Here is a 21,691-nt window from a genome sequence, read left to right on the forward strand (position 1 = left end):
AAATGAAAATTAGTAAAAGAAAAGATGAACATGTAAAATATGCAAAATTAAATAAAGTGGGAGAAAATGATTTTGATTTAATTAATCTAGAACATAATAGTCTTCCAAATATAAGTATGGATCAAGTAAATCTTAAAACTAATTTTCTAGGTTTTGAAATAGATTATCCGTTTTATATTAATGCAATGACTGGTGGATCTAGAAAAACAAAAAAGATTAATGAAAAACTAGCACTTTATGCAAAAGAGTTTAATATTCCATTAATTCTAGGTTCAAGTAGTGCTTTTTTGAAAGATGAAACGCTACTTGATACATATCTAGTAGCAAGACAAATTAATAAAGATGGAATAATTGTTGCTAATGTGTCAGCTAATGCTACTTTAGATGATGCAAAACTGGCAGTTAAAATGATTAATGCCGATGCTTTATCTATTCATATTAATGTTATACAAGAACTTGTTATGAAAGAAGGAGACAGAGATTTTACCAAGTGGACTTCAAACATTAAAGACATTGTAAATAACATTAAAGTTCCAGTCATCGTTAAAGAAGTAGGTTTTGGGATGAGTAAAAAAACTATTACCACTTTAGAAAATCTTGGTGTTAAATATATTGATGTAAGTGGTAAGGGTGGAACAAACTTTGCATTTATTGAAAGAGTTCGTAGTAAGAGTCAAAATATGATCTTTGAAAATGTGGGAATATCGACTGTAAAATCACTAGAAAATGCAAAGGATTCTAAATCAACAATTTTTGCATCTGGTGGAATTAGAAATGCATTAGATATTTATAAAGCACTAATGCTTGGCGCTAGTGCAGTTGGACTTAGCAAATATTTTTTAAATTTAACTAAATACAAAGATGAAGTAGCATTTATGAAAATAAATAATTTAATTAATGATTTGAAAAAGTGTTTTGTAATTTATAAATAAGGGGGTAAATTTTATGGATGAAATTATTAAAGAATATAAAGAACATCGAAAAAAAATAATAGCCTTTCGTTATGTGGACTGGTTGATTAACTGGGATCAAAAAACGCAAGCACCAAAGAAATCAGGTAAATTTAGAGCAGAGCAAGTTGAAGTATTATCAGAGATGTACTTTGATTTAAGAAAAGATAGTAAGTTTTTAAGTAATATTGATTATCTAAAAGAAAACTTAAATAAAATAAACGATGAAGATTTAAAAAAAGATATTTTAAAAATTGATAAAGAACTAAGAGTAATTAGAAGTGTACCAATAAATGAGTATATTGATTATCAAGTAGTTCTTGCTGAGAGTACAAAAGTTTGGCAAGAAGCAAGAGATCAAAATGATTTTGAAATCTTTGTTCCGGCACTAGAAAAAATTGTCGATTACCACAAAAGAAGAATTAAATATATTGGTTCATCCGATTTATAAGGCTATGATGTTTTATTAGATGAGTATGAAGAAGGTAAAGATACAAAGTTTTATGATGATTTCTTTAATAATTTAAAAGAGGAGTTAGTACCTTTTGTTGCTTTAATAACTAAGGGCAAGAAAACTAATTATAATCGTAAACTTACAACAAGAGAATATCCTATTTATAAACAAAAAGAAATATCTAAATATTTTATTGACCAATTTGCTTTTGATTTAAAAAGAGGAGCAATTAGAGATACAGTTCACCCCTTTACTTCTGGAATATCAAGTACAGATATTAGAATAACTGTTGACTATGAAATTAATAATTTTACAACGAGTATTACTAGCATAATGCATGAAATGGGTCATGCGATTTATGATCAAAACAATGATCCGAAATATAATGGGACATTCTTATTTGGTAGTCCAACTTATGGACTCCACGAGGCTCAAGCAAGATTTTATGAAAATATGATAGGAAGATCATTTGCTTTTTGGAAAAGACATTATCCAAAATTAGAAGAAGTATTTCCTAAACAATTAGCAGGAATTAATTCACTTGAATATTACCGTTTTATCAATCATGCAAAAAGATCAAAAATTAGAACTGAAGCTGATGAGTTAACTTATCCACTCCATATTATGGTTAGATATGAAATTGAAAAAGAATTATTTGAAGATAAATTAAAAGTTAGAGATATTCCTAAAAGATGGCGTACACTAATGGCTAATTATGTTGGAGTAAGACCAAAAGATGATTTAGAAGGACCACTTCAAGATATTCACTGGGCACTTGGATCATTTGGTTATTTTCCAGTCTACGCACTAGCTAATGCTTATGCGGTTCAAATATATAATGCAATGAATCGTGATTTAAATGTTGAAAGTGTTATTGAAAATGAAAATATTTATTTAATTAATGACTGGTTAAAAGTTAAAATCAACCGTTTTGGTGCATCAAAGACTGCAGAAGAATTACTAATTGAAGCAACCGGTGAGGCCTTTAATCCTAAGTATTATATTGATTATTTAAAAAACAAATTTACCATGTTAAAAAATTTAGAAGAATTAAAAAAATAAAATCCCGTTTGGGATTTTTACTTTTTAATAAACGGATTGTTTGTAATCTCATGTTTTATTGTTGTAGGTCTACCATGTCCTGAATAAACGATTGTATTTAAAGGAAGATTATAGATATTTTTAACTGACAATTCAAGCTCTCTAAAACTTCCACCATATAAGTCAGTTCTTCCCACACTCTCATAAAATAAGAGATCTCCTGAGAATAAGATATCATTAGCATAAAGTGAAATACTTCCTAAGGAGTGTCCTGGTGTTTTAATAATCTTAAAAGTAGTTCCTAAAATGTCAATTTCTAATTTATCATTTAAATCGACATCAATTTTTGGTAAATACTTAGTAAAAGGATTATTATGATAAAAGTAGTGATCTAGACTAGATGCATATACTAACACATTAGGATTACGCTTCAAAAGCTCCTCTAAACCAGTCCAGTGGTCATAATGACCATGGGTTAGAATAATTTTATCTAAGACTAATTTATGCTCTTCTAAGTAGTTATATAACTTATTATCATTAAATCCGGGATCTATTACGACACATTTATTATCTTTTATTAAAATATAAGCATTTGAACTCATATACTCATTTGCTAAAACTTGTTTTACTATTTTCATTTTTATCACCTAAATTATTATAACATATTCTTGTTTATATAAAAAAGGTTAGTTATTTATAATTATTATGATTTGTATTGACTAATAGATAATCAAAGATTAAAATAAAAATAGTAATTAATAAATAGATTCTAGAAATAGAATTTCACATATGAAAATTAAATACTAGGAAGAGGAATTTTTTATGTTTGTCGTAGAAAGAACGGTAAAACTTGAAAAAGGATTTATCGATATACACAAAGAAAAGATGAATGAGTATTCTCCTATTTTTAAATCACCCGGATTTGTTAAAAGAGAGGTATTAATAAGTACTACTAATAAGGAATTTGATTTAATTAAAACATTAGTATACTTTAACGATAAGAAAGCTTATTATGTTTGGGAGGGAAGTTCTGAGCATATTAAGATGCATAAAGAAAAGAAAGAAAATCCTGTAAAACCAGTAGGAGTAATTTCTGTTGAACGAAATTACTACGAACATTTTATAACTAATATGCATGAATAAAAAAAGATTTATTTTAAGTCTACTTTTTATTGTTTTTGTTATTGCTTCACTACTAATTGGTGTTAGTTCAGAACTAACCCTTAAGAGTTTGTTGTCGGGAAACAAAGAAGCATATAATGTTTTATTTAGAAGTAGAATGCCAAGAACACTAGCAATTATACTTAGTGCTTCAAGTCTAAGTATTGCCGGTTTAATTATGCAATCATTAAGCAGAAATAAGTTCATCTCACCACAGACAGCTGGAACAAACGATGCAGCTGCTTTTGGTGTTTTAATCTCTTTTATATTTCTTGGTAGTATTCCAAGTTATTATCGCTTAATATTTAGTTTCGTTTTTGCATTAATTTCCTCATTACTTTTTATTTTCATATTAAATAAAATAAAGTTTAAAAATATTATTTATGTTCCTTTAATTGGATTAATGTATGGCGGATTATTAAGTGCAGTTACTAGACTAATTGCTTATGAAACAAATACGCTTCAACTATTATCATCATTAAATTTGGGAACCTTTTCCCATATAAATGTCTTAAATGGTAGTATGTTATTAATTTTAGTACCAGTCTTACTTATTGCGATAATTTTTGCTGAAGGGTTTAATGTTGCATCCCTAGGTGAAGAATTTGCAACTAATCTTGGTGTAAACTATAAAAAAGTTTTATTTTTAGGCCTAATCGTAACATCATTAATTGCAGCAAGTACATATTTAGTAGTTGGACCACTTCCTTTTTTAGGACTAATTATTCCTAATATTGTTTCAATGTATTATGGTGATAATTTAAAGAAAAACATTATAGATATTGCATTACTAGGTTCAATCTTTGTTTTAGCTAATGATATTATAAGTAGATTAGTAATTTTCCCATTTGAGTTATCAGTTGGTTTTACTATGGGAATAACAGGAGCGATAATCTTTATTTTATTAATATTTAAGCAGGTGAAAAATAATGACTAAGAAGAAATATTTAGTGCTTGCTATTTTAGCAATTTTATCGATTATAACTTTTATGCTTGTTTGGATCTTTAAGTACCGCAATTTAATTGATTTTAATAATATAGATAAAGAATTATTATTCGTTTTATTAAAGATATCAAGAAGAAGATTTATTCAGATGACTGCAATTATAATTAGTATTGTTTTAATAAGTATTTCAAGTCTTAGTTTTCAAACGATTACTAATAATAGAATACTTACACCCAGTGTCTTAGGTTTTGATTCAATCTTTATTATTACTCAAACTTTAATCGTCGCATTTTTAGGCACCAAAAGTATTTTATATACAAATGATACATTAAACTTTGTTTTAACAACATCAGTCATGATTTTAGTAGTTTTAGTAATGCTTACTTCATTACTAAGAAAAAACAAAAACAATATTATTTTATTATTGTTACTAGGATTAGTAGTAACATCACTTGCTTCAAGTATGTCAAACTTTATTCAAGTTTTAATGAATCCGGAAGACTTTCAGCAAGTAATCTCAATGACTAATGTTAGTATTAATGCAATAAATGAAAAACTTGTTTTACCAAGTTTAGTTGCAACTATTATTCTAGTTTTCTTATTTTTTAAAGAGCGTAATAATTATGATGTTATGGCTCTTGGTGAAGATGTTGCTAAAAACCTTGGAGTTAATTATAATAAAAAAACTAATAAGACTTTAATATTAGTAACAATATCAACGGCAATAGCAACGGCATTAGTTGGACCTTTAGCATTTCTAGGATTAATAGTAGTTAACCTTGCAAGAGAACTTAGCAAATCAAATAAGCATCGAACCTTAATGGTAGTATCTAGTTTGCTTGCAGTAATCTTAATGTTAGGTGGCCATGTAATTTTAGAGATAATTAATTTAAAGACACCAGTTACAATAATTGTCAATTTAATTGGTGGAGCTTATATGATATATCTGTTAGTAAAGGAGAATATTCATGATTGAAGTTAAAAATATAAATCAATTTTACGGTAACAAACAAATCTTAAAAGATGTTAATTTTAAGATTAAAGAAAATGAAATTACTGCTTTAATTGGGCCAAATGGAGCGGGTAAATCAACTCTGCTTGGTGTAATATCAAGACTTTTAAAACAAAAAAGTGGTGAGGTTTTAATCGATAATGTTAATATCGATAAAATAAGCTCAAATGATATTGCTAAAAAAATGTCAGTACTTAGACAAAGTAATAATATAAATATAAGAATTACAGTAGAAGAGTTAGTATCTTTTGGGAGATTTCCATATTCTAAAGGTAGACTTAATAATATTGATAAAGCAAAAATTAATGAAGCAATTAAATATATGAAACTAGATGACCTAAGAGATACATATATCGATCAAATGAGTGGTGGACAAAGACAAAGAGCTTATATCGCAATGGTTTTAGCACAGGATACAAAATATATTTTCTTAGATGAACCATTAAATAATCTAGACATGAAACATGCAGTAGAAATGATGACTATTTTAGAAAATCTAGTTAAAGATTACAAAAAGACAATTGTTATTGTTATGCATGATATTAATATTGCATCGGCTTTTTGTAGTCATATTGTAGCAATGAAAGATGGAATGATTATTGCTGAGGGCAAAACCAATGATATTATTAATAAAGAAATTTTAGACGATGTCTTTGATCATGATTTTTGTATTGCTGGTTTTAATGGAAAAAAGATTTGTGTTTATCATAATTTACTAGAAAAAAATATTACACTAGAGGAGGAAGTATAATGAAAAAAATATTTTTCATTTTAAGTATATTGCTTACTACATTACTTTTAACATCATGTAATGTAGAAATTGGTAAAGAAAGAGAAGGAAGACGCATAACCATTAAGCAAACTGTTTCAGTTTTTGATAAACTTGATGGTAATGGTGAGGCTTTGTATAAAAAAGTTATAGTTGAAAATGATTTTTTAGTTAATCCTAAAAAAGTTGTTACATATAACTTAGGAGTTGCAGATATATTTTCATATATAGGCTTAGAAAAATTAGGTATAGAAAAATTTGGTCTACCAAAGGGTGGTAATCCGCTACCAGAATCTCTTAGAGAGTTTGATAATAAAAAATATGCAGATACAGGAACATTATTTTTATTAGACAAAACAGTTCTTGATTTATTTGATGCTGATTTAATTATCTTAGATGGTAGAAGTGCTAAGCATTATGAGGAATTAAAAAAAGATTATCCTAATGCGGATATCCTTGATTTATCGATAACAACATATAGTTATGAAACACAAAAAAATAACTTTGCTGTTCTAGGACAAATCTTCGAAGAAGCAAAAGATATTTTAGATGAAAAAATTAAGGAATATCAAACAAACTTTAATGAAATTAGTTTACTTGCAAAAGATTTTAGAGCCTTATTTATTCAAGCAAACGGCAAAGGCTTTTCCGTTGGTAGTGGTAAAAAGGGAAGATACGGTTTATTTTTCAATGAATTTGGTTTCCTAGAAGCAGATCCAAACGGTAATAAGTTTGATGAAAATAGTCACGGTGGTAACCCGTCAAACACTGAATACTTAAAAGACGTTAATCCAGAAGTAATCTTTATTATGGATAGAAATCAAGTTGTTGAAGGAACTGGCAGTGATTTAAGTTTCTTAAAAGATCCACTTGTTAAAGATGTTTTAGCAATTAAAAATGAAAATGTCTATATGTTACATGCTGAATCATGGTATACAATTACAGGTGGAATTAAGTCAACAAGTCAAATGATTTCTGATATTTTAGCGTTTATTAGTAAAGTTAATTGATTAGATTGACAAAAAGTTAAAATATTGCTAAAATAAGAAAGTAATTGGAGGGCTATTTATGAATTTATTTGATTGGTTAGCACTTGCAACAGGTATTATCTTAACAATTTTTGTTTTATTACAACAAGGTGATGATGATATACAAGATGCATTTAGTGGAGAAAAATCTGAATTATTTAAAAATCGTAAAATAAGAGGATTTGATTTATTTATGTTACGTGGAACAACTGTACTTGCAATTTTATTTATTGCATTTGTTATTGTTTCAAATGTAATGCATGCAAACTTTTAATTAGAGCGCAATTTTGCGCTCTTTTTAATGAAAGGAAATATTATGCAAAGATATATTTTAGATACTAAGACAAAATATTTTTATAAAGAAGATTTATTTCATATCAAAAATGTCATGAGAATGAAAAGTGGCGATAAGGTTGAGCTATGTTTAGATAACAAATGCTTTTTAGCAAGTATTAACATTGGTGAAACGGTTAGTTATGAATACATTGAAGATATAGCGTTTGAGCAAACTTTAAATATCACACTAGTTCAAGGAATTTTAAAGGGAAGTAAATTAGACACAACAATTAAATATAGTACAATTTTTGGGGCAAAAAATATTATTTTAACTGAGTTTGAAAGAAGTATTGCTAAACTTAAAAATAGTGATCATAAAATTGATAGATACATCCAAATTGCTAAAGAAGCAGCAGAATTATCTCATAGAGAAATGATTCCACATATTAGTGTAAGTGATAACTTAAAAAGAATTGATTTTAAGTCTTTTGACTTGGTAATTCTTGCTGATGAAGAAGAAAAAGAGTTAAGTATTAAAGATATTAAAGACAAAATATCAATAGAAAGTAGCGTTTGTATTATTATTGGTCCAGAAGGTGGGATTAGTAATAATGAGAGATTATACTTAAAAAATATTGGTGCAAGTCTAATTACACTCGGAAAATACATATATCCAGCTGAAATTGCTGCAATTTCACTCTTAGAGCAATTAAAATAAAAAATCTTTTGACAATTAAGCAATAATAATATATAATACTAAAGGAAGCACAATAAAGTGTTTGAAGGGAGGGTCGACATGCCTAAGATAGTCGTAAAAGATAACGAATCAATTGAAGATACATTACGTCGTTTTAAGAGAGATGTTTCAAGATCTGGGACCCTCGCAGAAGCGAAAAAACGCAAATTCTATGTTAAACCTAGTGATGAAAAGAAAATGCGTCGTCGTGCTGCAAAAACAGCTAATCGTTAATATATTGTAGATTAAATAAAACACCTTGTTAGGTGTTTTTTTAACTTAAAGAATATAAGGTTATTTGCTAAAAAACTAGTGTTAATTATGATATAATTAATAAAGGGAGTGGGTTTATGGAAAAAATATTTGAAATAAAGCATTTAGAATTAATTTCTAGTATTGTTGGACCTAATGATAAAAATTTAAAAGTAATTAGACAATATTATGATATTAAATTAATTTTATCAACTGAACAAATCTATAGTAATGCTAGTAAAGAAATAAATTTAATTTTAATAGATTTATTTAATATGATTACAAAACTCGCACAAACTAACATTATTTTTAATGAGAGAGATATTATTTATATTATTAAACTCTTAGAAGACAAAGAAGATAAAACTATAATTTTTGACTTTTATTTAAACCGCAAACAATTACTAGTTAATGAACGTGGAAGACCGATTTTTCCTAAGACAATTAATCAAGTTAAGTATTTAGAATATATATCAAACTATGATTTGGTTTTTGGGATAGGACCAGCCGGAACCGGTAAAACATATCTTGCTGTTGCTTATGCAGTAATGTTATATAAGACTAATAAAATAAAGAAAATTATTTTAACAAGACCTGTTGTAGAAGCAGGTGAATCACTAGGGTTTTTACCTGGTGATATTAAAGAAAAAATTGATCCATATTTAATTCCCTTATATGATGCTCTTTATGAGTTTTTAGGTAAGAAGATTGTAGAGGATTTAATTAGTAAAAATGTAATTGAGATAGCACCACTGGCATATATGCGTGGTCGTACTTTGGATAATGCTTTTATTATTTTAGATGAAGCCCAAAATACTACTAAAATGCAAATGAAGATGTTTTTAACTAGACTTGGATTTAATTCAAAAATGGTTATAACAGGTGATATTACTCAAGTGGACTTAAAGTATAGTAAAGACTCAGGACTTAAAGATGCAGTATCTTTACTTAGAGAACTAAAGGATATATCTATTCTTAAATTTGAAAGAATTGACGTTGTAAGAAATCCTTTAGTGCAAAAAATATTGGAGCGATATGAAGATGAAAGTTAATTTTTTTAATGAAACAGATGAAAATTTAAAAGAGTATCAAAAGATTATAAAAAAAGCTCTAAAAAAAGAGAAAAACAAAAGAAGTATTGAAATAGTCTTTGTTACTGAGGAGAGAATTAAGGAACTTAATCTAAACTTTAGAAATATTGATAAAGTAACAGATGTCCTAAGTTTCCCTAATGATGACTTCGAAGGACAATCACTTGGCGATGTTTTTATTTGTATCAAACGTGCAATGGAACAAGCAGAAGAATACGGACATAGTACTTTAAGAGAGTTTGCTTTTCTTGCGGTTCATGGGTATCTTCATTTACTGGGATATGACCATATAGACAAAGAAGAAGAAAAGATTATGTTTTCAATGCAAGATGAAATCTTGAAAAAAGCTAAAATTGAAAGGAAATAAACATATGGAAAAAAATATTTTAGAAGCTAAAAAAGCATATGATAAATCATATTCACCATATTCAAAATTTGCAGTTGGTGCGGCAATAAAAATGAAAGACGGTAGCTACATTCATGGGGCAAATATAGAAAATGCATCATATCCACTTTCTAATTGTGCTGAACGTAGTGCATTATTTAGTGCATATAGCCAAGGATATAAAAAAGAAGATATTTTAAGCATTACAATTATTGCAAATGACGATAGACCAATCTCACCATGTGGAGCATGCCGTCAAGTAATGTTTGAGTTAATGCCAAAAGATACAAAAATTATTTTAACTAACTTAAAAGGAGAAGTTAAAGAAACTACTCCAGATGAGTTATTACCATATGGGTTTATTTTAGATAATGACAAGTAATAATACAAAATCAGGCTTTGGTGCAATCGTTGGACGCCCTAATGTTGGTAAATCAACATTAATTAATCAAATATTAAAAGACAAAATTGCAATCACATCAAATAAACCCCAAACAACAAGACATCGTATTTCTGGGATATATACAAAAGGAAATAATCAAATTGTATTTTTAGATACACCAGGAATGCATAAAGGAAAAGATTTATTAAATAAGAGAATTGATAAAATTGCAGTATCAAGTTTAAAAGAAGTTGATTTTGTAATCTTCGTTGTTGATAAGGCTTATTCTTTGGCTGAGAGTTATATTATTGAATATTTTAATAGTATTAAAATTCCGGTCTTTCTTGTTATAAATAAAATTGATTTATTACCTAATAAAAGTGCAATTGATGAAATAATTATTAGTTATTTAGGAAAATATGATTTTAAAGGAGTATATCCAATCTCAGCAAGTAATGATACAAATATTAATTACTTACTAGATGATATAACTAATATATTAGAAGATGGTCCTTTTTATTACCCAGAAGAAGTTAAAACAGATCAAACTGAACAAACACTAATGGCAGAGTTTATTAGAGAAAAAATTCTTTATTATACAGAAGAAGAAGTTCCTCACGCAACAGCAGTTATTATTGAATCATTAAATTATAATAAAAAATATAAAACTCTTGATGTTACAGCACTAATTATTGTTGAAAGAGACAGCCAAAAGGGAATCTTAATTGGTAAAAACGGTAGTAAGTTAAAACAAATAGGAACTGATGCTAGATTAGATATCAACAAGAAATTTGATTTAAAGGTGCATTTAACACTTTGGGTTAAAGTTAAAAAAGATTGGCGAAATCGCGAAAGCGAATTAATTCGCTATGGCTATGGTAATGAATAATAAAGAAGGAATAATCTATAAAGTTCAAGATTATACTGAAAATAGTAGATTACTTAAAGTACTTACTAAAGATGGTATTATTACAATAAATGCTAGAGGAAGTCAAAAGCTAAATAGTAAAGATAGAATTCTTGCTCAATATTTAACATTAATAAGTTTTAATGATGATAAAAACAGTGATTTTATTTATTTAAATAACGGAAAATTAATTAATGATTTTAGTAATATAAAGAAAGATTATTTTATTACTAAAAAAGTAAATGTTATTTTTGAAGTTTTAAATAAAGTTATTATTGAAAAAGAACACTATAATAAAATATATCAACTAACTCTTGATGTTTTAACAAGCACTAATATAATAGAAGGAATTATTAGTTTCATGCTTAAACTTACATATATTTTAGGATATGGAATGAACTTTAAAAATGATGGAAAGTTAATTAAAGGTTTTAGTATTAATGAAGGTAGTATTGTTTATGAGAACAGTTTAATAACTCCTGATTTAAGTTATGATGAGACTGTAACTTTATTAAAACTAACATATGGTAATATAAAAGAGTTAGAACCATTAACTTTGCTAGAAAAAAATATATTTGAAAAATTTATCTATAAATATTATTTAGATAAAATAGAACTTAAATTAAAATCACTCGAATAGAAGGGAAGTAAAATTATGATTAGTTTTGAAGAACTAGTTAAATATGCTAGAATAACAGGATTTGTATACCAAGGTAGTGAAATATATGGTGGGCTTGCTAATACATGGGATTATGGTCCAATTGGTTCACTATTAAAACAAAATATTAAAAGAGCTTGGATTAATAAATTTCAAAGAGAAACCCCAAATAACGTATTAATTGATTCATCAATTTTATTAAATACTAAAGTATGGGAAGCAAGTGGTCATCTTAAAAACTTTAGTGATCCACTAATGGAATGTCGTGCATGTAACATGCGCTTTAGAGCAGATAAATTAATTGAAGAACATGCAAACATGAATGTAGATGGTTTTACTAATGACCAAATGTTTGATGTTATAACAAACAAGCAAATTAAATGTCCAAACTGTGGTAAATTTAGCTGGGCACCAATTAGAGCTTTTAATATGATGTTTGAAACATACCAGGGTGTAGTAAAAGAAACTGCTAGTCAAATTTACTTAAGACCTGAAACAGCACAAGGTATTTTTATTAACTTTAAAAATGTTCAAAGAACATCAAGAAAAAAAATACCATTTGGGATTGCTCAAGTTGGTAAATCATTTAGAAATGAAATTACACCAGGTAACTTTATTTTTAGAACAAGAGAATTTGAACAAATGGAATTACAATATTTCTTAAAGCCAGGAACAGAATTAGAAAGCTTTAAGTCATGGAAAGAGTTTTGTAAAAACTGGTTATTAGACTTAGGTCTTAAAAATGATAATATTAGATTTGATGATCATAAACCAGAAGCCCTTAGTCATTACTCAAATGCGACAACTGATATTCAATATAAATTCCCATGGGGATTTGATGAGTTATGGGGGATTGCATCAAGAACAAATTTTGACTTAACATCACATCAAAACCATTCAGGCGTTGATATGACATATTTAGATCCAGAAACTAATGAAAGATATATTCCATACGTAATTGAACCATCAGTTGGTGTTGAAAGACTTTTCCTTGCATTTTTAAATGATGCATATCAAATTGAAGAGTTGGAAAATGGAACAACAAGAGAATTGTTAAAGATTCATCCATTCCTTGCTCCATATAAAGCAGCAGTTTTACCATTAATGAAAAAAGATCATAGCGAAAAAGCAACTGAAGTTTATAACATGCTTTCAAAATATTTTGATGTTGTTTATGATGATACTCAAAATATTGGTAAAAGATACCGTAGACAAGATCAAATTGGAACATATTTATCAATAACAATTGATCATGAAACAATGGAAAATGATACTGTTACTGTAAGAAATAGAGATACAATGGAACAAATTAGATTAAATATTAGTGAATTAAGAGCATATATTGAAGATAAAATTCAATTTTAAGGGTGGTATTTAGATGATTCCAGATGAAATATTAAAAAGAATAGATGATGAAACTGATCTTGTCTCACTAGTTAGTGAGTTTATTTCTTTGGAAAGAAAGGGTAAGAATTATTTTGGCCTTTGTCCCTTCCATGAAGACAGTAATCCAAGTTTTTCAGTTTCACCTGAAAAAAACATTGCAATGTGTATGACATGTCATAGTGGTGGGAGACCGATTAATTTTTATCGTAGAATCAAAAATATTAGTTTTAATGAAGCAGCAATTGATTTAGCAAATAGAATAGGAATTGAAGTTAGCGAGTATGAAAGAAAAAATACTAATGTTAATGATAAGTTTTATGCACTTGCTAATGATGCAGTTAGTTTTTATCAACTAAACTTAAATAGTAGCTTATCAGGGAAAAATGTCTTAAGCTATTTAAATATGCGAAACATCAGTGATGATTCAATTAAGAAGTTTAAATTAGGTTATGCACCTAATGATAAAGATACATTATTTAATTACTTAAAAGAAAAAAATCATGATATATCAGATATGATTACGCTTGGACTTGTTAAGCAAAGTGATGATGGATCGTACTATGACTTTTTTAGAAATAGATTAATCTTTCCTATTACTAACACATACGATAACGTTGTAGGTTTTAGTGCAAGAAGTTTAGATAAAAATGAAAAAAATAAATATGTAAATAGTCCTGAGACACCAATTTTTAAGAAAAGTGATACTTTATATAACTTATCAAATGCTAAGTTAGAAGCAAATCGAAAACAAGAAATAATTATTCATGAAGGCTTTTTCGATGTTATAAAAAGTGATCAAAACGGAATTAAAAATGCAATAGCAACAATGGGAACAGCACTAACAGCTACTCATATTAAGTTAATTGGTAACTTAACAAAAAATGTTGTTTTAGCCTTTGATGGTGATAATGCCGGGATTGAATCAATGATTAAACTAATTCCTTCCTTAAATAGTAGTAGTTTATCAGTTGAAGTATTAAAAATACCTGATAGATTAGATCCAGATGAATATTTAACAAAGTATGGATTAGATAAGTATTTAGAGTTATTTAAAAACAAAGTAGATTCATATCAGTTTATGTATGAATATTATGAGTCAAAAACAAACTTTGATAATGCAAATGATATTAAACAGTTTCAAACTAGTGTTGCATCAATGTTAAAGGGTGCAAATATGTCAGTTGTTTCATTATATAAGGAAAGACTGGCTAAAAGATTAAATATAAGTAGTAGTGATATTAAATTACCTAAAGAAAAAACATTTGTTGAAAAAGAAATAAAAAGCAAGGAAGATAAACTTGAATCAAAATTTGAATTATCAGATATTGCCTTATTTATTGAAATGACTAGAAGTAAAGAACTATTTACATATATTAATGACCAATTAACAATTAGTCATTACTCTAATCTAGTAGCATTTGGTCTAAGAACTAAGCTTATATCATATTATGAATATAATGAATATTTTATTTTAGGTGAGTTTAGAGAATTACTTGATATAGAACAAAATAAATACTTAGAAGATAGAGTCTTTAAACATTTAGACTGGCAAAACAATTCAAGAACCAAAGAAGTAAATTATAAAAAGATAGACCGAGAAATTGAAGTCTTAAAAGCAACAGAGCTTTTAAGAAGAAAAAAATATCTCGCAGAACTTATCGTTGAAAGATTAAATAACAATCAAAAAACTGATAAAGAGATAATTGAATATAAAGATACAATTAAGAAGTTAAATAAAATCATGGAGGATAAAAAGTATGGAATTTGATAAAATAATTGCTCAACTAATTAAAAAAGCGGGTAAGTCTAAAAAATTAGATGATGAAGAAGTTAAAAAATTTGTCACAGATGAAATTTTATATGAAGAGCTAATAGAAGAATTAGAAGAGAATAATATTGAAATCTTAATAAAGATACAAAAAGGTAATGAAGAAATTGATGAATTAGAAATTTCAGATGACTACCTAGAAGATGAACCAGATGATTTATCCTTAGCAGGATTAGAAATTGAAGAAGATGAACTATTTGAAATAGAAGAAACAATTAACACAGTTAGAACTGATGACCCTGTTAGAATGTACTTAAAAGAAATAGGGCAAATCTCTTTAATTAATCATGAAGAAGAAATAAGGTTAGCTAAGATTACTGAAAAAGGTAAAATGGCATATGAACAACTAGAAAGAATTAAAGAAGAAAATATTCCTATTTCTAAAGAAGAAAAACATGAACTTGATTTATTAGTCTTTCATGCTGAAAATGCTAAAAATAAATTAGTAGAAGCAAACTATCGTTTAGTTGTTTCAATAGCTAAAAAGTATACAAACCGTGGATTATTATTCTTAGATTTAATTCAAGAAGGTAATATGGGATTAATGCGTGCTGTTGATAAGTTTGATTATGAAAAAGGATTTAAGTTTTCAACCTATGCAACATGGTGGATTAGACAAGCAATAACAAGAGCTGTTGCTGATCAAGCCCGTACCATTAGAATTCCAGTACATATGGTTGAAACAATCAATAAAATGTCAAGAATAACAAGACAATTAACACAGGAGCTAGGTCGTGAACCAACACCAGAAGAAATTGGTGAAAAAATGGAAATGTCAGCTGATAAAATTCAAAATATTCAAAGAATATCAAGAGAACCTATCTCACTTGAATCAACTGTAGGTGAAGAAGAAGATTCATCACTTGGTGATTTTATTAGTGATACAAATACCCTTAATCCCCATGAATCAATGTTACAAGATATGACACTTCAAACCTTAGATGAGATTTTATCAACTCTAACTGATAGAGAAGAGAAAGTATTAAGACTTAGAAATGGATTATTAGATGGTAAAACCTATACTTTAGAAGAGGTAGGTCGAGAATTTGGTGTAACTAGAGAACGTATTCGCCAAATTGAAGCAAAAGCAATGCGTAAGTTAAAACATCCAACAAGACAACAAAAATTACGTGATTTTTACTATGGAAAAAAATAACAGATTAAATATTATTGAAAGTTTAATTGATAAAAATACTGATGTTTTATTAGATATCGGTACTGATCATGGATATTTAATCAAAAAAGCATTTCAAAATAATAAAATAAATAGCGCTCTAGCAACAGATATTAATATAAAACCACTTGAAAGTGCTAAAAAAAATCTTGAAGGATATAATGTTGACTTTATTTTAAGTGATGGATTTAGAAATGTTTCAAGAAAGTTTGACTGTGTAGTAATTGCAGGGATGGGTGCTAACCTAATAAATAGTATTTTAGCACTAGATCCCGGTTATGAAAACACAGTATACATCCTTCAAGCCAACAATAAGGTTGAAAGATTAAGAAAATACTTACTAGACAATAAATATAAAATCATTGATGAAGTTATTGTTTTAGATAACAAGTATTACTATGTAATTATAAAAGCTATTAAAGGTATGATGGTATTAACAGAAGAAGAAATATACCTTGGTCCTATTTTAATGAAAAGAAGTGAGAGTATCGCTTATTATCAAAACAAATTAGACAACTATAACTACTTAATAAATAAGAAAAAAGCTCACAGAGAGCCTTTTTCAAAGCAAATATCATACTTAAATAACATAATAGACAAACTAACTAAATAATATTAAGTGCATATATAATTAATATATGCACTTAATACATTTTAATCAATTTTATGCTTTACAAACCAATTAAACTTTGCTATAATATTATAGTAATTAAAAATTGTTCGAGTAGCTCAGCAGGATAGAGCAACGGCCTTCTAAGCCGTCGGTCGGGGGTTCGAATCCCTTCTCGAACGCCATTGTGGACATGACAAGACTTTTTATACACATTAAACTGGTTTGGCCGATAATGTAAAAAGTCTTTTTTTTATCTCTATAAAGCCAATAAGCCTACTATATAGTAGGCTTATTTTCATTATTATAGTATTCAATTTCAAATTCATTAGGACTTAAGTTGTTTAAGTGTGTATGAGGTCTTAAATTATTGTATATTTCTATATAGTTTTTTATAGAAAAATTAAGCTCTTCTGTAGTATCATAATATTCATTATTGTAAGTATCTCTTTTTAAATATTTGAAAAATGATTCAACAACTGCATTATCATGAGGGCTACCAGCATCGGAATATGATTCTCTTACATGTAGTAATCTCATTAACTCTCTATACTGGAAAGAAGTATAGTTTCTTCCTCTATCACTATGAAAAATAACATTCTTACAATTACCTCTACTAGCAACAGCATCTTTTAAAGTATTAGATATTAAGTTAGTGTTATTTTGTGAATTTAGTCTATAAGCAATTACTTTCCTAGAATAAAGATCAATTATTACACATAAGTAAAAAGGGTTATCACTTAATTTAAATTCAGTAACATCACCAACCCAAGCAACATTGGGTTTATCAGTTTTAAAATTTCTGAGCAATAAATTGAACTGATACCAAAAACCTGTACTTAGTGTAAACTAATATATATGCAGGAGGGATCATATGAAAGATAAAAAGAAAAATAATAGACTATGGAGCGGAGAATTCAAATTAAAGGTCGTTTTAGACATCATTGAAAATGAACTCTCATACAGTCAAGCAGCGCGTAAATATGATATGTATTTAACATCAGGAAGTTTAAATGATACATTACCTGCAAGATGGGTTTATCAGTATAGACTCTATGGTAAAGAACGATTCTTTCAAACTCCAAAAGATTACCGTAAGAATCCAGTTAGAAAATTCCATATACCATCCAAAGAGGTAGAACAAAATTTAGAACTTAAAGTGAAACACTTAGAAATGGAACTTGAATACACAAAAAAACTCATCGCCTTAGTTCAAAAACAGGAACAAACAAACAAAAATACAATGTAGTTAAAGAACTAAGGCGAAAATATGCATTAAAAGATCTACTTCTAATATCAGGACTTCCAAAATCTGTTTATTATTACTATGAGCAACGTAAAGAAACTGATAAGTATCACGATATAAAGATACTTATTTCAGAAATCTTTGAAGCTAGTAACAAAACATATGGCTATAGACGTATTAAACTCGCCCTTCAAAACTTCTATCAGGTCAAAATAGCCTATAAAACCGTTGTAAAGCTCATGAAAGAGTTACATATCGTTTGTAAGGTAAGAAAAAAGAGATATCGCTATATCTCTCAAATATCAAACAAAATTACACCCAATCTACTTAAAAGAGACTTTAAAAAAGATGAACCTAATATCGCATGGGTCACAGATGTAACGGAATTTAGATTCAATCGTAAACGTTTATATTTATCGGTCATTCAAGATCTTTACAATGGTGAAATCAAAGCATACCAAATCTCTAGGAGTCAAAATCAAGACTTGATTCTAAAAACTCTTAAGAAAGCAATCAACCCAAATGAAGACTTATCAAAGCTTCTCATACACTCTGATCAAGGTATTCTATACCAATCACCTAAATATCGTAATTACCTTAAGAAAGCATCATTTACTCAATCCATGAGTGCTAAAGGTAATGCATATGACAATGCAGTTGTTGAAAGCTTCTTCGGGACACTTAAATGCGAAACCATCTACTTACAAAAGGTTAAATCTTTATCTGATTTAATTAGAACAATTGATGAGTATATCTATTGGTATAATCATGAACGAATTAAACTAACTCTAGGTGGGTATTCACCTATTCAATATAGGTTAATGAATCAACAAATGATATAATAACTACAAAGAACATAAAGTACAAGAAAATGGTATCAATTCAAATGAAGATAAGATTACTTTGGAAAACTGGAAAAATGATTTTGAAAATTATAAAACTGCAAGTGGAACAAATAATCCAAAATTAGATTTTGATTACTTAAATCAAGCTATAGAAATTGATGCTATTAGATTTACACATTATAAAATTAAAAAATTATTTAATGTTAAAACAATCATACCTGATCAAATAAAATCCAAAATCATTAGAAATTAAATTATATATATGCTATTATAGATATAGGATGTAAGGGTGATGAAAACATGGATAAAGGTGTAAAAACATTTAGGAAATCACATCAATATGCAAAATAACATAATTTTAAAAATATATAATGGGTGCATTTTAACAACAGTGATATATAAATAGGATGCATTTCATCTACATTGAGTTAAAGTATGGTGTATTTTACTTAAAATGAAAAAAAAAGAGAGAGATAAAAATGAAAAAATTATTTTCAATATTTATGTTAATGTTTTTAGCGTTAGTAGTAGTTGGTTGTAAAAAGAAAGAAAAGATAGTGTTTGAAGCTCGATTGAGAACCGAGAATGTAAGTTCAAATACACAGATGTTACTTTCAAATAAGAAAGTTGATGAGAGACTCGAACTGTTATCGAGTCCAGAGTACTGGAGAATAGGACAGTCACCTACAATATATTTTGAATATTCTAGAGGTTCTAAATTCAAACTAGTGTCAGCAACTATAAGTGGTTCGAACATAGACGGTGAAATGATATTGTCAGATAATCCAGGTATTAAGCTAGGAGAGGGTTTTATACTAGATAAATTATCTGTCGAAAATAATACAGCTTTTATTGCAGAGATCAGTACACCTGAAATAACTGAATATTCAGAAATAACTTATGATTTGGAAGGTATTAAGATAGAAGTTGGCGGTATAGAACAATATGTGTCGATACCTGAGGACTCAAGCCATATTTCAATTGTAAGTGATGGAGAAACACAAAAACAAGAAGTATTAGATATGATAAAAAATACAACTTTAGTAGACTTAAATGGAAATTATGTTGTAGTACACAATGAATTATTCTCTAATGATTTTGGAGGTTCTGTTTCATATAATATAATTGTTAATGGAAAAATATCTGAAGACCAATTTTGGTTGAATTATGTAGGTGACGGTAGTCTGACAATAGAAATACAAGCGATAATACTAGGTTCTGAAATGGAACCTATAATAGTATATGATGATAAGCTCGGCGCTAGTTGGGATACTACTATATATTTTAGAAAGCCTGATGGATTCACATTGTTCGCTGCTGTTTTTGATGAAGAGTTACGTCAAGTAATTTTTGATGCATCAACTAAAAATGACGGAATTCCAATAACTATTTACAGAACTATTGAAGGAAAGAATATTGAATGGATTGAAATCCTTGATGAACATTCGGATGAGTCAGAGTTGTATTTTAGATTAGAAGGTTTTTCCTTAATTGAAGTTCAAGAAATGATATCAAGTGGAAAAATCACTACTTCTACAAAAATGCCAGTTAATTTGATAGTAGAAGGTTCCGTTATATCTATACCTGGCAATCGTTAATAGTCACAAAGTTTTATATTAAGTAAAAAAAAATAGGTTGTTGATATGAACCCCAATAGTTGGACCAAGTAAGATTGGAAAGACTTGGACTGTCAATACTTTTGTGGACAAAAAGTTAAGAGAAATCAAGAATTCTGTAAATCGAATTCATTAGGTGTCATATATCACAGTGATGAATGACACCTTTTTTTGTTATAGTATACCTCAACATAGTTTAAAACATCTAACTTCGCTTCAGACTTTGTTTTATAATATCTCTTTGGTAGAACTTCACGCTTAAATGTTTTAAAGAATGATTCTACTAGAGCATTATCATATGGATTACCTTTATTACTATTGCTAGTAATAAAATTGTTATTTTTAGCCAATGTAAGATGAGTTAAAAGAAAAAATATATTTAAATTGTAGAGTTTCTAAAAAAGTTATTGCTACTATATCATCATTCTTGCATCTTTAACATGGTAGGATCTTTTTATAGAATTAAAAAAACTAAGGCGTTCACCTAACAAACTAAATAAGGAATCTTTCATGCACACTTTCTTTTTTAAATTGACATTTAGATTGACTTTATTAAACCTATTTTATATTTATTTAAAAGGCATAAAAAAGGTGCATTTTACTACACTCAACAGAAAACTATGTTGCATTTTGGTCTCAGTGAAGCCATTTATGGGTGCATTTTACTCGCGCTCATTAAAATTGTGTAGCATTTCACTCACAATAACACATCTTGAAATTAAATAATGCTACCTATATTAGGTGGCATTTTCTTTTATATAAAGCCTTTTATGCTATAAAAAGAGTGTTTTTAGTAATTTTATAAAAAATTATGAACTTATATAATAATATAGAAAGTATCATTGTATTTATTAGTTTTTATTAAAGTAATGATATTACAACTAAAGTACATATTCCGTATTATAATTTATGAGGATTTTGGTGTATGAGTTTGATAC

General features: G+C 27.8%; 25 protein-coding genes, 1 tRNA gene and 1 pseudogene. 24 read left to right on the forward strand and 3 right to left on the reverse strand.

Annotation, left to right across the window (positions count from 1 at the left end; translation table 11 throughout):
- The first annotated feature begins 2 nt into the window (after window positions 1–2).
- Both fni and T352_RS06750 read left to right on the forward strand, forming a co-directional pair.
- Complete coding sequence (fni, locus tag T352_RS07165; protein WP_162151057.1) at window positions 3–932, forward strand: type 2 isopentenyl-diphosphate Delta-isomerase; 930 nt, start codon at window positions 3–5, stop codon at window positions 930–932.
- 13 nt (window positions 933–945) lie between these two features.
- Window positions 946–2,466 (forward strand): annotated as a pseudogene (locus tag T352_RS06750) (carboxypeptidase M32).
- A 17-nt stretch (window positions 2,467–2,483) separates the two neighbouring features.
- On the opposite strand, the gene T352_RS0100590 reads toward T352_RS06750, so the two are convergent.
- Window positions 2,484–3,083, reverse strand: coding sequence for an MBL fold metallo-hydrolase (locus T352_RS0100590; RefSeq protein ID WP_051615633.1), 600 nt, complete (start codon window positions 3,081–3,083; stop codon window positions 2,484–2,486).
- A gap of 184 nt (window positions 3,084–3,267) precedes the next feature.
- Between T352_RS0100590 and T352_RS0100595 the strand changes: the two genes are divergently transcribed.
- The 18 genes from T352_RS0100595 (at window position 3,268) to T352_RS0100680 (ending at window position 17,231) form a co-directional block, all read left to right on the forward strand.
- Window positions 3,268–3,588, forward strand: a complete 321-nt coding sequence (locus T352_RS0100595; protein ID WP_026391305.1) for an antibiotic biosynthesis monooxygenase family protein — start codon at window positions 3,268–3,270, stop codon at window positions 3,586–3,588.
- Window positions 3,581–4,543, forward strand: coding sequence for an ABC transporter permease (locus T352_RS0100600; protein ID WP_035344692.1), 963 nt, complete (start codon window positions 3,581–3,583; stop codon window positions 4,541–4,543). Before T352_RS0100595 ends, T352_RS0100600 begins: the two co-directional genes overlap by 8 nt.
- Window positions 4,536–5,528 (forward strand): iron chelate uptake ABC transporter family permease subunit, encoded by a 993-nt coding sequence (locus T352_RS0100605; protein ID WP_162151058.1) that lies wholly within the window; start codon window positions 4,536–4,538, stop codon window positions 5,526–5,528. The genes T352_RS0100600 and T352_RS0100605 overlap by 8 nt, the downstream gene beginning before the upstream one ends.
- Complete coding sequence (locus T352_RS05950; protein ID WP_051615634.1) at window positions 5,521–6,315, forward strand: iron ABC transporter ATP-binding protein; 795 nt, start codon at window positions 5,521–5,523, stop codon at window positions 6,313–6,315. Before T352_RS0100605 ends, T352_RS05950 begins: the two co-directional genes overlap by 8 nt.
- On the forward strand, window positions 6,315–7,343 hold the full coding sequence (locus T352_RS0100615) for an ABC transporter substrate-binding protein (protein ID WP_162151059.1): 1,029 nt from the start codon (window positions 6,315–6,317) through the stop codon (window positions 7,341–7,343). Before T352_RS05950 ends, T352_RS0100615 begins: the two co-directional genes overlap by 1 nt.
- 58 nt (window positions 7,344–7,401) lie before the next feature.
- The gene (secG, locus tag T352_RS0100620) at window positions 7,402–7,635 is read left to right on the forward strand and encodes a preprotein translocase subunit SecG (RefSeq protein ID WP_035344698.1); all 234 of its coding nucleotides are present in this window, start codon (window positions 7,402–7,404) and stop codon (window positions 7,633–7,635) included.
- A gap of 42 nt (window positions 7,636–7,677) precedes the next feature.
- Window positions 7,678–8,355: an RsmE family RNA methyltransferase gene (locus T352_RS0100625; RefSeq protein ID WP_026391310.1), complete on the forward strand. Its 678-nt coding sequence runs from the start codon at window positions 7,678–7,680 to the stop codon at window positions 8,353–8,355.
- A 78-nt stretch (window positions 8,356–8,433) separates the two neighbouring features.
- Window positions 8,434–8,607, forward strand: coding sequence for a 30S ribosomal protein S21 (gene rpsU / locus T352_RS0100630; protein WP_026391311.1), 174 nt, complete (start codon window positions 8,434–8,436; stop codon window positions 8,605–8,607).
- Window positions 8,608–8,723: 116 nt separating this feature from the next.
- Window positions 8,724–9,677 carry a PhoH family protein gene (locus T352_RS0100635; RefSeq protein WP_026391312.1) on the forward strand — a complete coding sequence of 318 codons (954 nt, stop codon included), beginning with the start codon at window positions 8,724–8,726 and terminating at the stop codon, window positions 9,675–9,677.
- On the forward strand, window positions 9,667–10,083 hold the full coding sequence (ybeY, locus tag T352_RS0100640; protein WP_051615636.1) for an rRNA maturation RNase YbeY: 417 nt from the start codon (window positions 9,667–9,669) through the stop codon (window positions 10,081–10,083). Before T352_RS0100635 ends, ybeY begins: the two co-directional genes overlap by 11 nt.
- A gap of 4 nt (window positions 10,084–10,087) precedes the next feature.
- On the forward strand, window positions 10,088–10,483 hold the full coding sequence (cdd, locus tag T352_RS0100645) for a cytidine deaminase (protein ID WP_026391314.1): 396 nt from the start codon (window positions 10,088–10,090) through the stop codon (window positions 10,481–10,483).
- The gene (gene era / locus T352_RS0100650; protein ID WP_051615637.1) at window positions 10,473–11,372 is read left to right on the forward strand and encodes a GTPase Era; all 900 of its coding nucleotides are present in this window, start codon (window positions 10,473–10,475) and stop codon (window positions 11,370–11,372) included. The genes cdd and era overlap by 11 nt, the downstream gene beginning before the upstream one ends.
- Window positions 11,365–12,030 carry a DNA repair protein RecO gene (gene recO, locus T352_RS0100655; protein WP_162151060.1) on the forward strand — a complete coding sequence of 222 codons (666 nt, stop codon included), beginning with the start codon at window positions 11,365–11,367 and terminating at the stop codon, window positions 12,028–12,030. Before era ends, recO begins: the two co-directional genes overlap by 8 nt.
- Window positions 12,031–12,045: 15 nt before the next feature.
- On the forward strand, window positions 12,046–13,413 hold the full coding sequence (locus T352_RS0100660; protein ID WP_026391317.1) for a glycine--tRNA ligase: 1,368 nt from the start codon (window positions 12,046–12,048) through the stop codon (window positions 13,411–13,413).
- Between the two features lie 13 nt (window positions 13,414–13,426).
- Window positions 13,427–15,202 (forward strand): DNA primase, encoded by a 1,776-nt coding sequence (dnaG, locus tag T352_RS05955; RefSeq protein WP_162151061.1) that lies wholly within the window; start codon window positions 13,427–13,429, stop codon window positions 15,200–15,202.
- The gene (rpoD, locus tag T352_RS0100670; protein ID WP_026391318.1) at window positions 15,192–16,418 is read left to right on the forward strand and encodes an RNA polymerase sigma factor RpoD; all 1,227 of its coding nucleotides are present in this window, start codon (window positions 15,192–15,194) and stop codon (window positions 16,416–16,418) included. The genes dnaG and rpoD overlap by 11 nt, the downstream gene beginning before the upstream one ends.
- Window positions 16,405–17,049: a tRNA (adenine(22)-N(1))-methyltransferase gene (locus tag T352_RS05960; RefSeq protein ID WP_051615642.1), complete on the forward strand. Its 645-nt coding sequence runs from the start codon at window positions 16,405–16,407 to the stop codon at window positions 17,047–17,049. Before rpoD ends, T352_RS05960 begins: the two co-directional genes overlap by 14 nt.
- Before the next feature lie 105 nt (window positions 17,050–17,154).
- Window positions 17,155–17,231, forward strand: a tRNA-Arg gene (locus T352_RS0100680).
- Window positions 17,232–17,325: 94 nt separating this feature from the next.
- On the opposite strand, the gene T352_RS05965 is transcribed toward T352_RS0100680, so the two are convergent.
- The gene (locus T352_RS05965) at window positions 17,326–17,856 is read right to left on the reverse strand and encodes an IS3 family transposase (RefSeq protein WP_051615644.1); all 531 of its coding nucleotides are present in this window, start codon (window positions 17,854–17,856) and stop codon (window positions 17,326–17,328) included.
- Window positions 17,857–17,920: 64 nt separating this feature from the next.
- Here T352_RS05965 and T352_RS0100690 point away from each other — a divergent pair, with 64 nt between their 5' ends.
- The 4 genes from T352_RS0100690 (at window position 17,921) to T352_RS0100705 (ending at window position 20,735) form a co-directional block, all read left to right on the forward strand.
- Window positions 17,921–18,295, forward strand: a complete 375-nt coding sequence (locus tag T352_RS0100690) for a transposase (protein ID WP_026391319.1) — start codon at window positions 17,921–17,923, stop codon at window positions 18,293–18,295.
- Window positions 18,232–19,134: an IS3 family transposase gene (locus tag T352_RS0100695; RefSeq protein WP_156951168.1), complete on the forward strand. Its 903-nt coding sequence runs from the start codon at window positions 18,232–18,234 to the stop codon at window positions 19,132–19,134. Before T352_RS0100690 ends, T352_RS0100695 begins: the two co-directional genes overlap by 64 nt.
- A gap of 61 nt (window positions 19,135–19,195) precedes the next feature.
- On the forward strand, window positions 19,196–19,390 hold the full coding sequence (locus tag T352_RS0100700; protein WP_026391321.1) for a hypothetical protein: 195 nt from the start codon (window positions 19,196–19,198) through the stop codon (window positions 19,388–19,390).
- A gap of 319 nt (window positions 19,391–19,709) precedes the next feature.
- A complete protein-coding gene (locus T352_RS0100705) occupies window positions 19,710–20,735 on the forward strand; it encodes a hypothetical protein (RefSeq protein ID WP_162151062.1) in 1,026 nt (341 codons plus the stop codon).
- A gap of 164 nt (window positions 20,736–20,899) precedes the next feature.
- On the opposite strand, the gene T352_RS07390 is transcribed toward T352_RS0100705, so the two are convergent.
- A complete protein-coding gene (locus T352_RS07390) occupies window positions 20,900–21,103 on the reverse strand; it encodes an integrase core domain-containing protein (RefSeq protein WP_162151063.1) in 204 nt (67 codons plus the stop codon).
- Window positions 21,104–21,691: the final 588 nt, after the last annotated feature.

This window comes from Haploplasma modicum ATCC 29102 (assembly GCF_000687835.1).
GTDB classification, from domain to species: Bacteria; Bacillota_I; Bacilli_A; order Acholeplasmatales; family Acholeplasmataceae; genus Haploplasma; species Haploplasma modicum.

What these genes read in the sequence shown, in the direction of transcription:
- fni (WP_162151057.1), top strand. Translation starts at nt 3, where the DNA reads ATGAAAATTAGTAAAAGAAAAGATGAACATGTAAAATATGCAAAATTA.
- T352_RS0100590 (WP_051615633.1), bottom strand. Translation starts at nt 3,083, where the DNA reads ATGAAAATAGTAAAACAAGTTTTAGCAAATGAGTATATGAGTTCAAAT.
- T352_RS0100595 (WP_026391305.1), top strand. Translation starts at nt 3,268, where the DNA reads ATGTTTGTCGTAGAAAGAACGGTAAAACTTGAAAAAGGATTTATCGAT.
- T352_RS0100600 (WP_035344692.1), top strand. Translation starts at nt 3,581, where the DNA reads ATGAATAAAAAAAGATTTATTTTAAGTCTACTTTTTATTGTTTTTGTT.
- T352_RS0100605 (WP_162151058.1), top strand. Translation starts at nt 4,536, where the DNA reads ATGACTAAGAAGAAATATTTAGTGCTTGCTATTTTAGCAATTTTATCG.
- T352_RS05950 (WP_051615634.1), top strand. Translation starts at nt 5,521, where the DNA reads ATGATTGAAGTTAAAAATATAAATCAATTTTACGGTAACAAACAAATC.
- T352_RS0100615 (WP_162151059.1), top strand. Translation starts at nt 6,315, where the DNA reads ATGAAAAAAATATTTTTCATTTTAAGTATATTGCTTACTACATTACTT.
- secG (WP_035344698.1), top strand. Translation starts at nt 7,402, where the DNA reads ATGAATTTATTTGATTGGTTAGCACTTGCAACAGGTATTATCTTAACA.
- T352_RS0100625 (WP_026391310.1), top strand. Translation starts at nt 7,678, where the DNA reads ATGCAAAGATATATTTTAGATACTAAGACAAAATATTTTTATAAAGAA.
- rpsU (WP_026391311.1), top strand. Translation starts at nt 8,434, where the DNA reads ATGCCTAAGATAGTCGTAAAAGATAACGAATCAATTGAAGATACATTA.
- T352_RS0100635 (WP_026391312.1), top strand. Translation starts at nt 8,724, where the DNA reads ATGGAAAAAATATTTGAAATAAAGCATTTAGAATTAATTTCTAGTATT.
- ybeY (WP_051615636.1), top strand. Translation starts at nt 9,667, where the DNA reads ATGAAAGTTAATTTTTTTAATGAAACAGATGAAAATTTAAAAGAGTAT.
- cdd (WP_026391314.1), top strand. Translation starts at nt 10,088, where the DNA reads ATGGAAAAAAATATTTTAGAAGCTAAAAAAGCATATGATAAATCATAT.
- era (WP_051615637.1), top strand. Translation starts at nt 10,473, where the DNA reads ATGACAAGTAATAATACAAAATCAGGCTTTGGTGCAATCGTTGGACGC.
- recO (WP_162151060.1), top strand. Translation starts at nt 11,365, where the DNA reads ATGAATAATAAAGAAGGAATAATCTATAAAGTTCAAGATTATACTGAA.
- T352_RS0100660 (WP_026391317.1), top strand. Translation starts at nt 12,046, where the DNA reads ATGATTAGTTTTGAAGAACTAGTTAAATATGCTAGAATAACAGGATTT.
- dnaG (WP_162151061.1), top strand. Translation starts at nt 13,427, where the DNA reads ATGATTCCAGATGAAATATTAAAAAGAATAGATGATGAAACTGATCTT.
- rpoD (WP_026391318.1), top strand. Translation starts at nt 15,192, where the DNA reads ATGGAATTTGATAAAATAATTGCTCAACTAATTAAAAAAGCGGGTAAG.
- T352_RS05960 (WP_051615642.1), top strand. Translation starts at nt 16,405, where the DNA reads ATGGAAAAAAATAACAGATTAAATATTATTGAAAGTTTAATTGATAAA.
- T352_RS0100690 (WP_026391319.1), top strand. Translation starts at nt 17,921, where the DNA reads ATGAAAGATAAAAAGAAAAATAATAGACTATGGAGCGGAGAATTCAAA.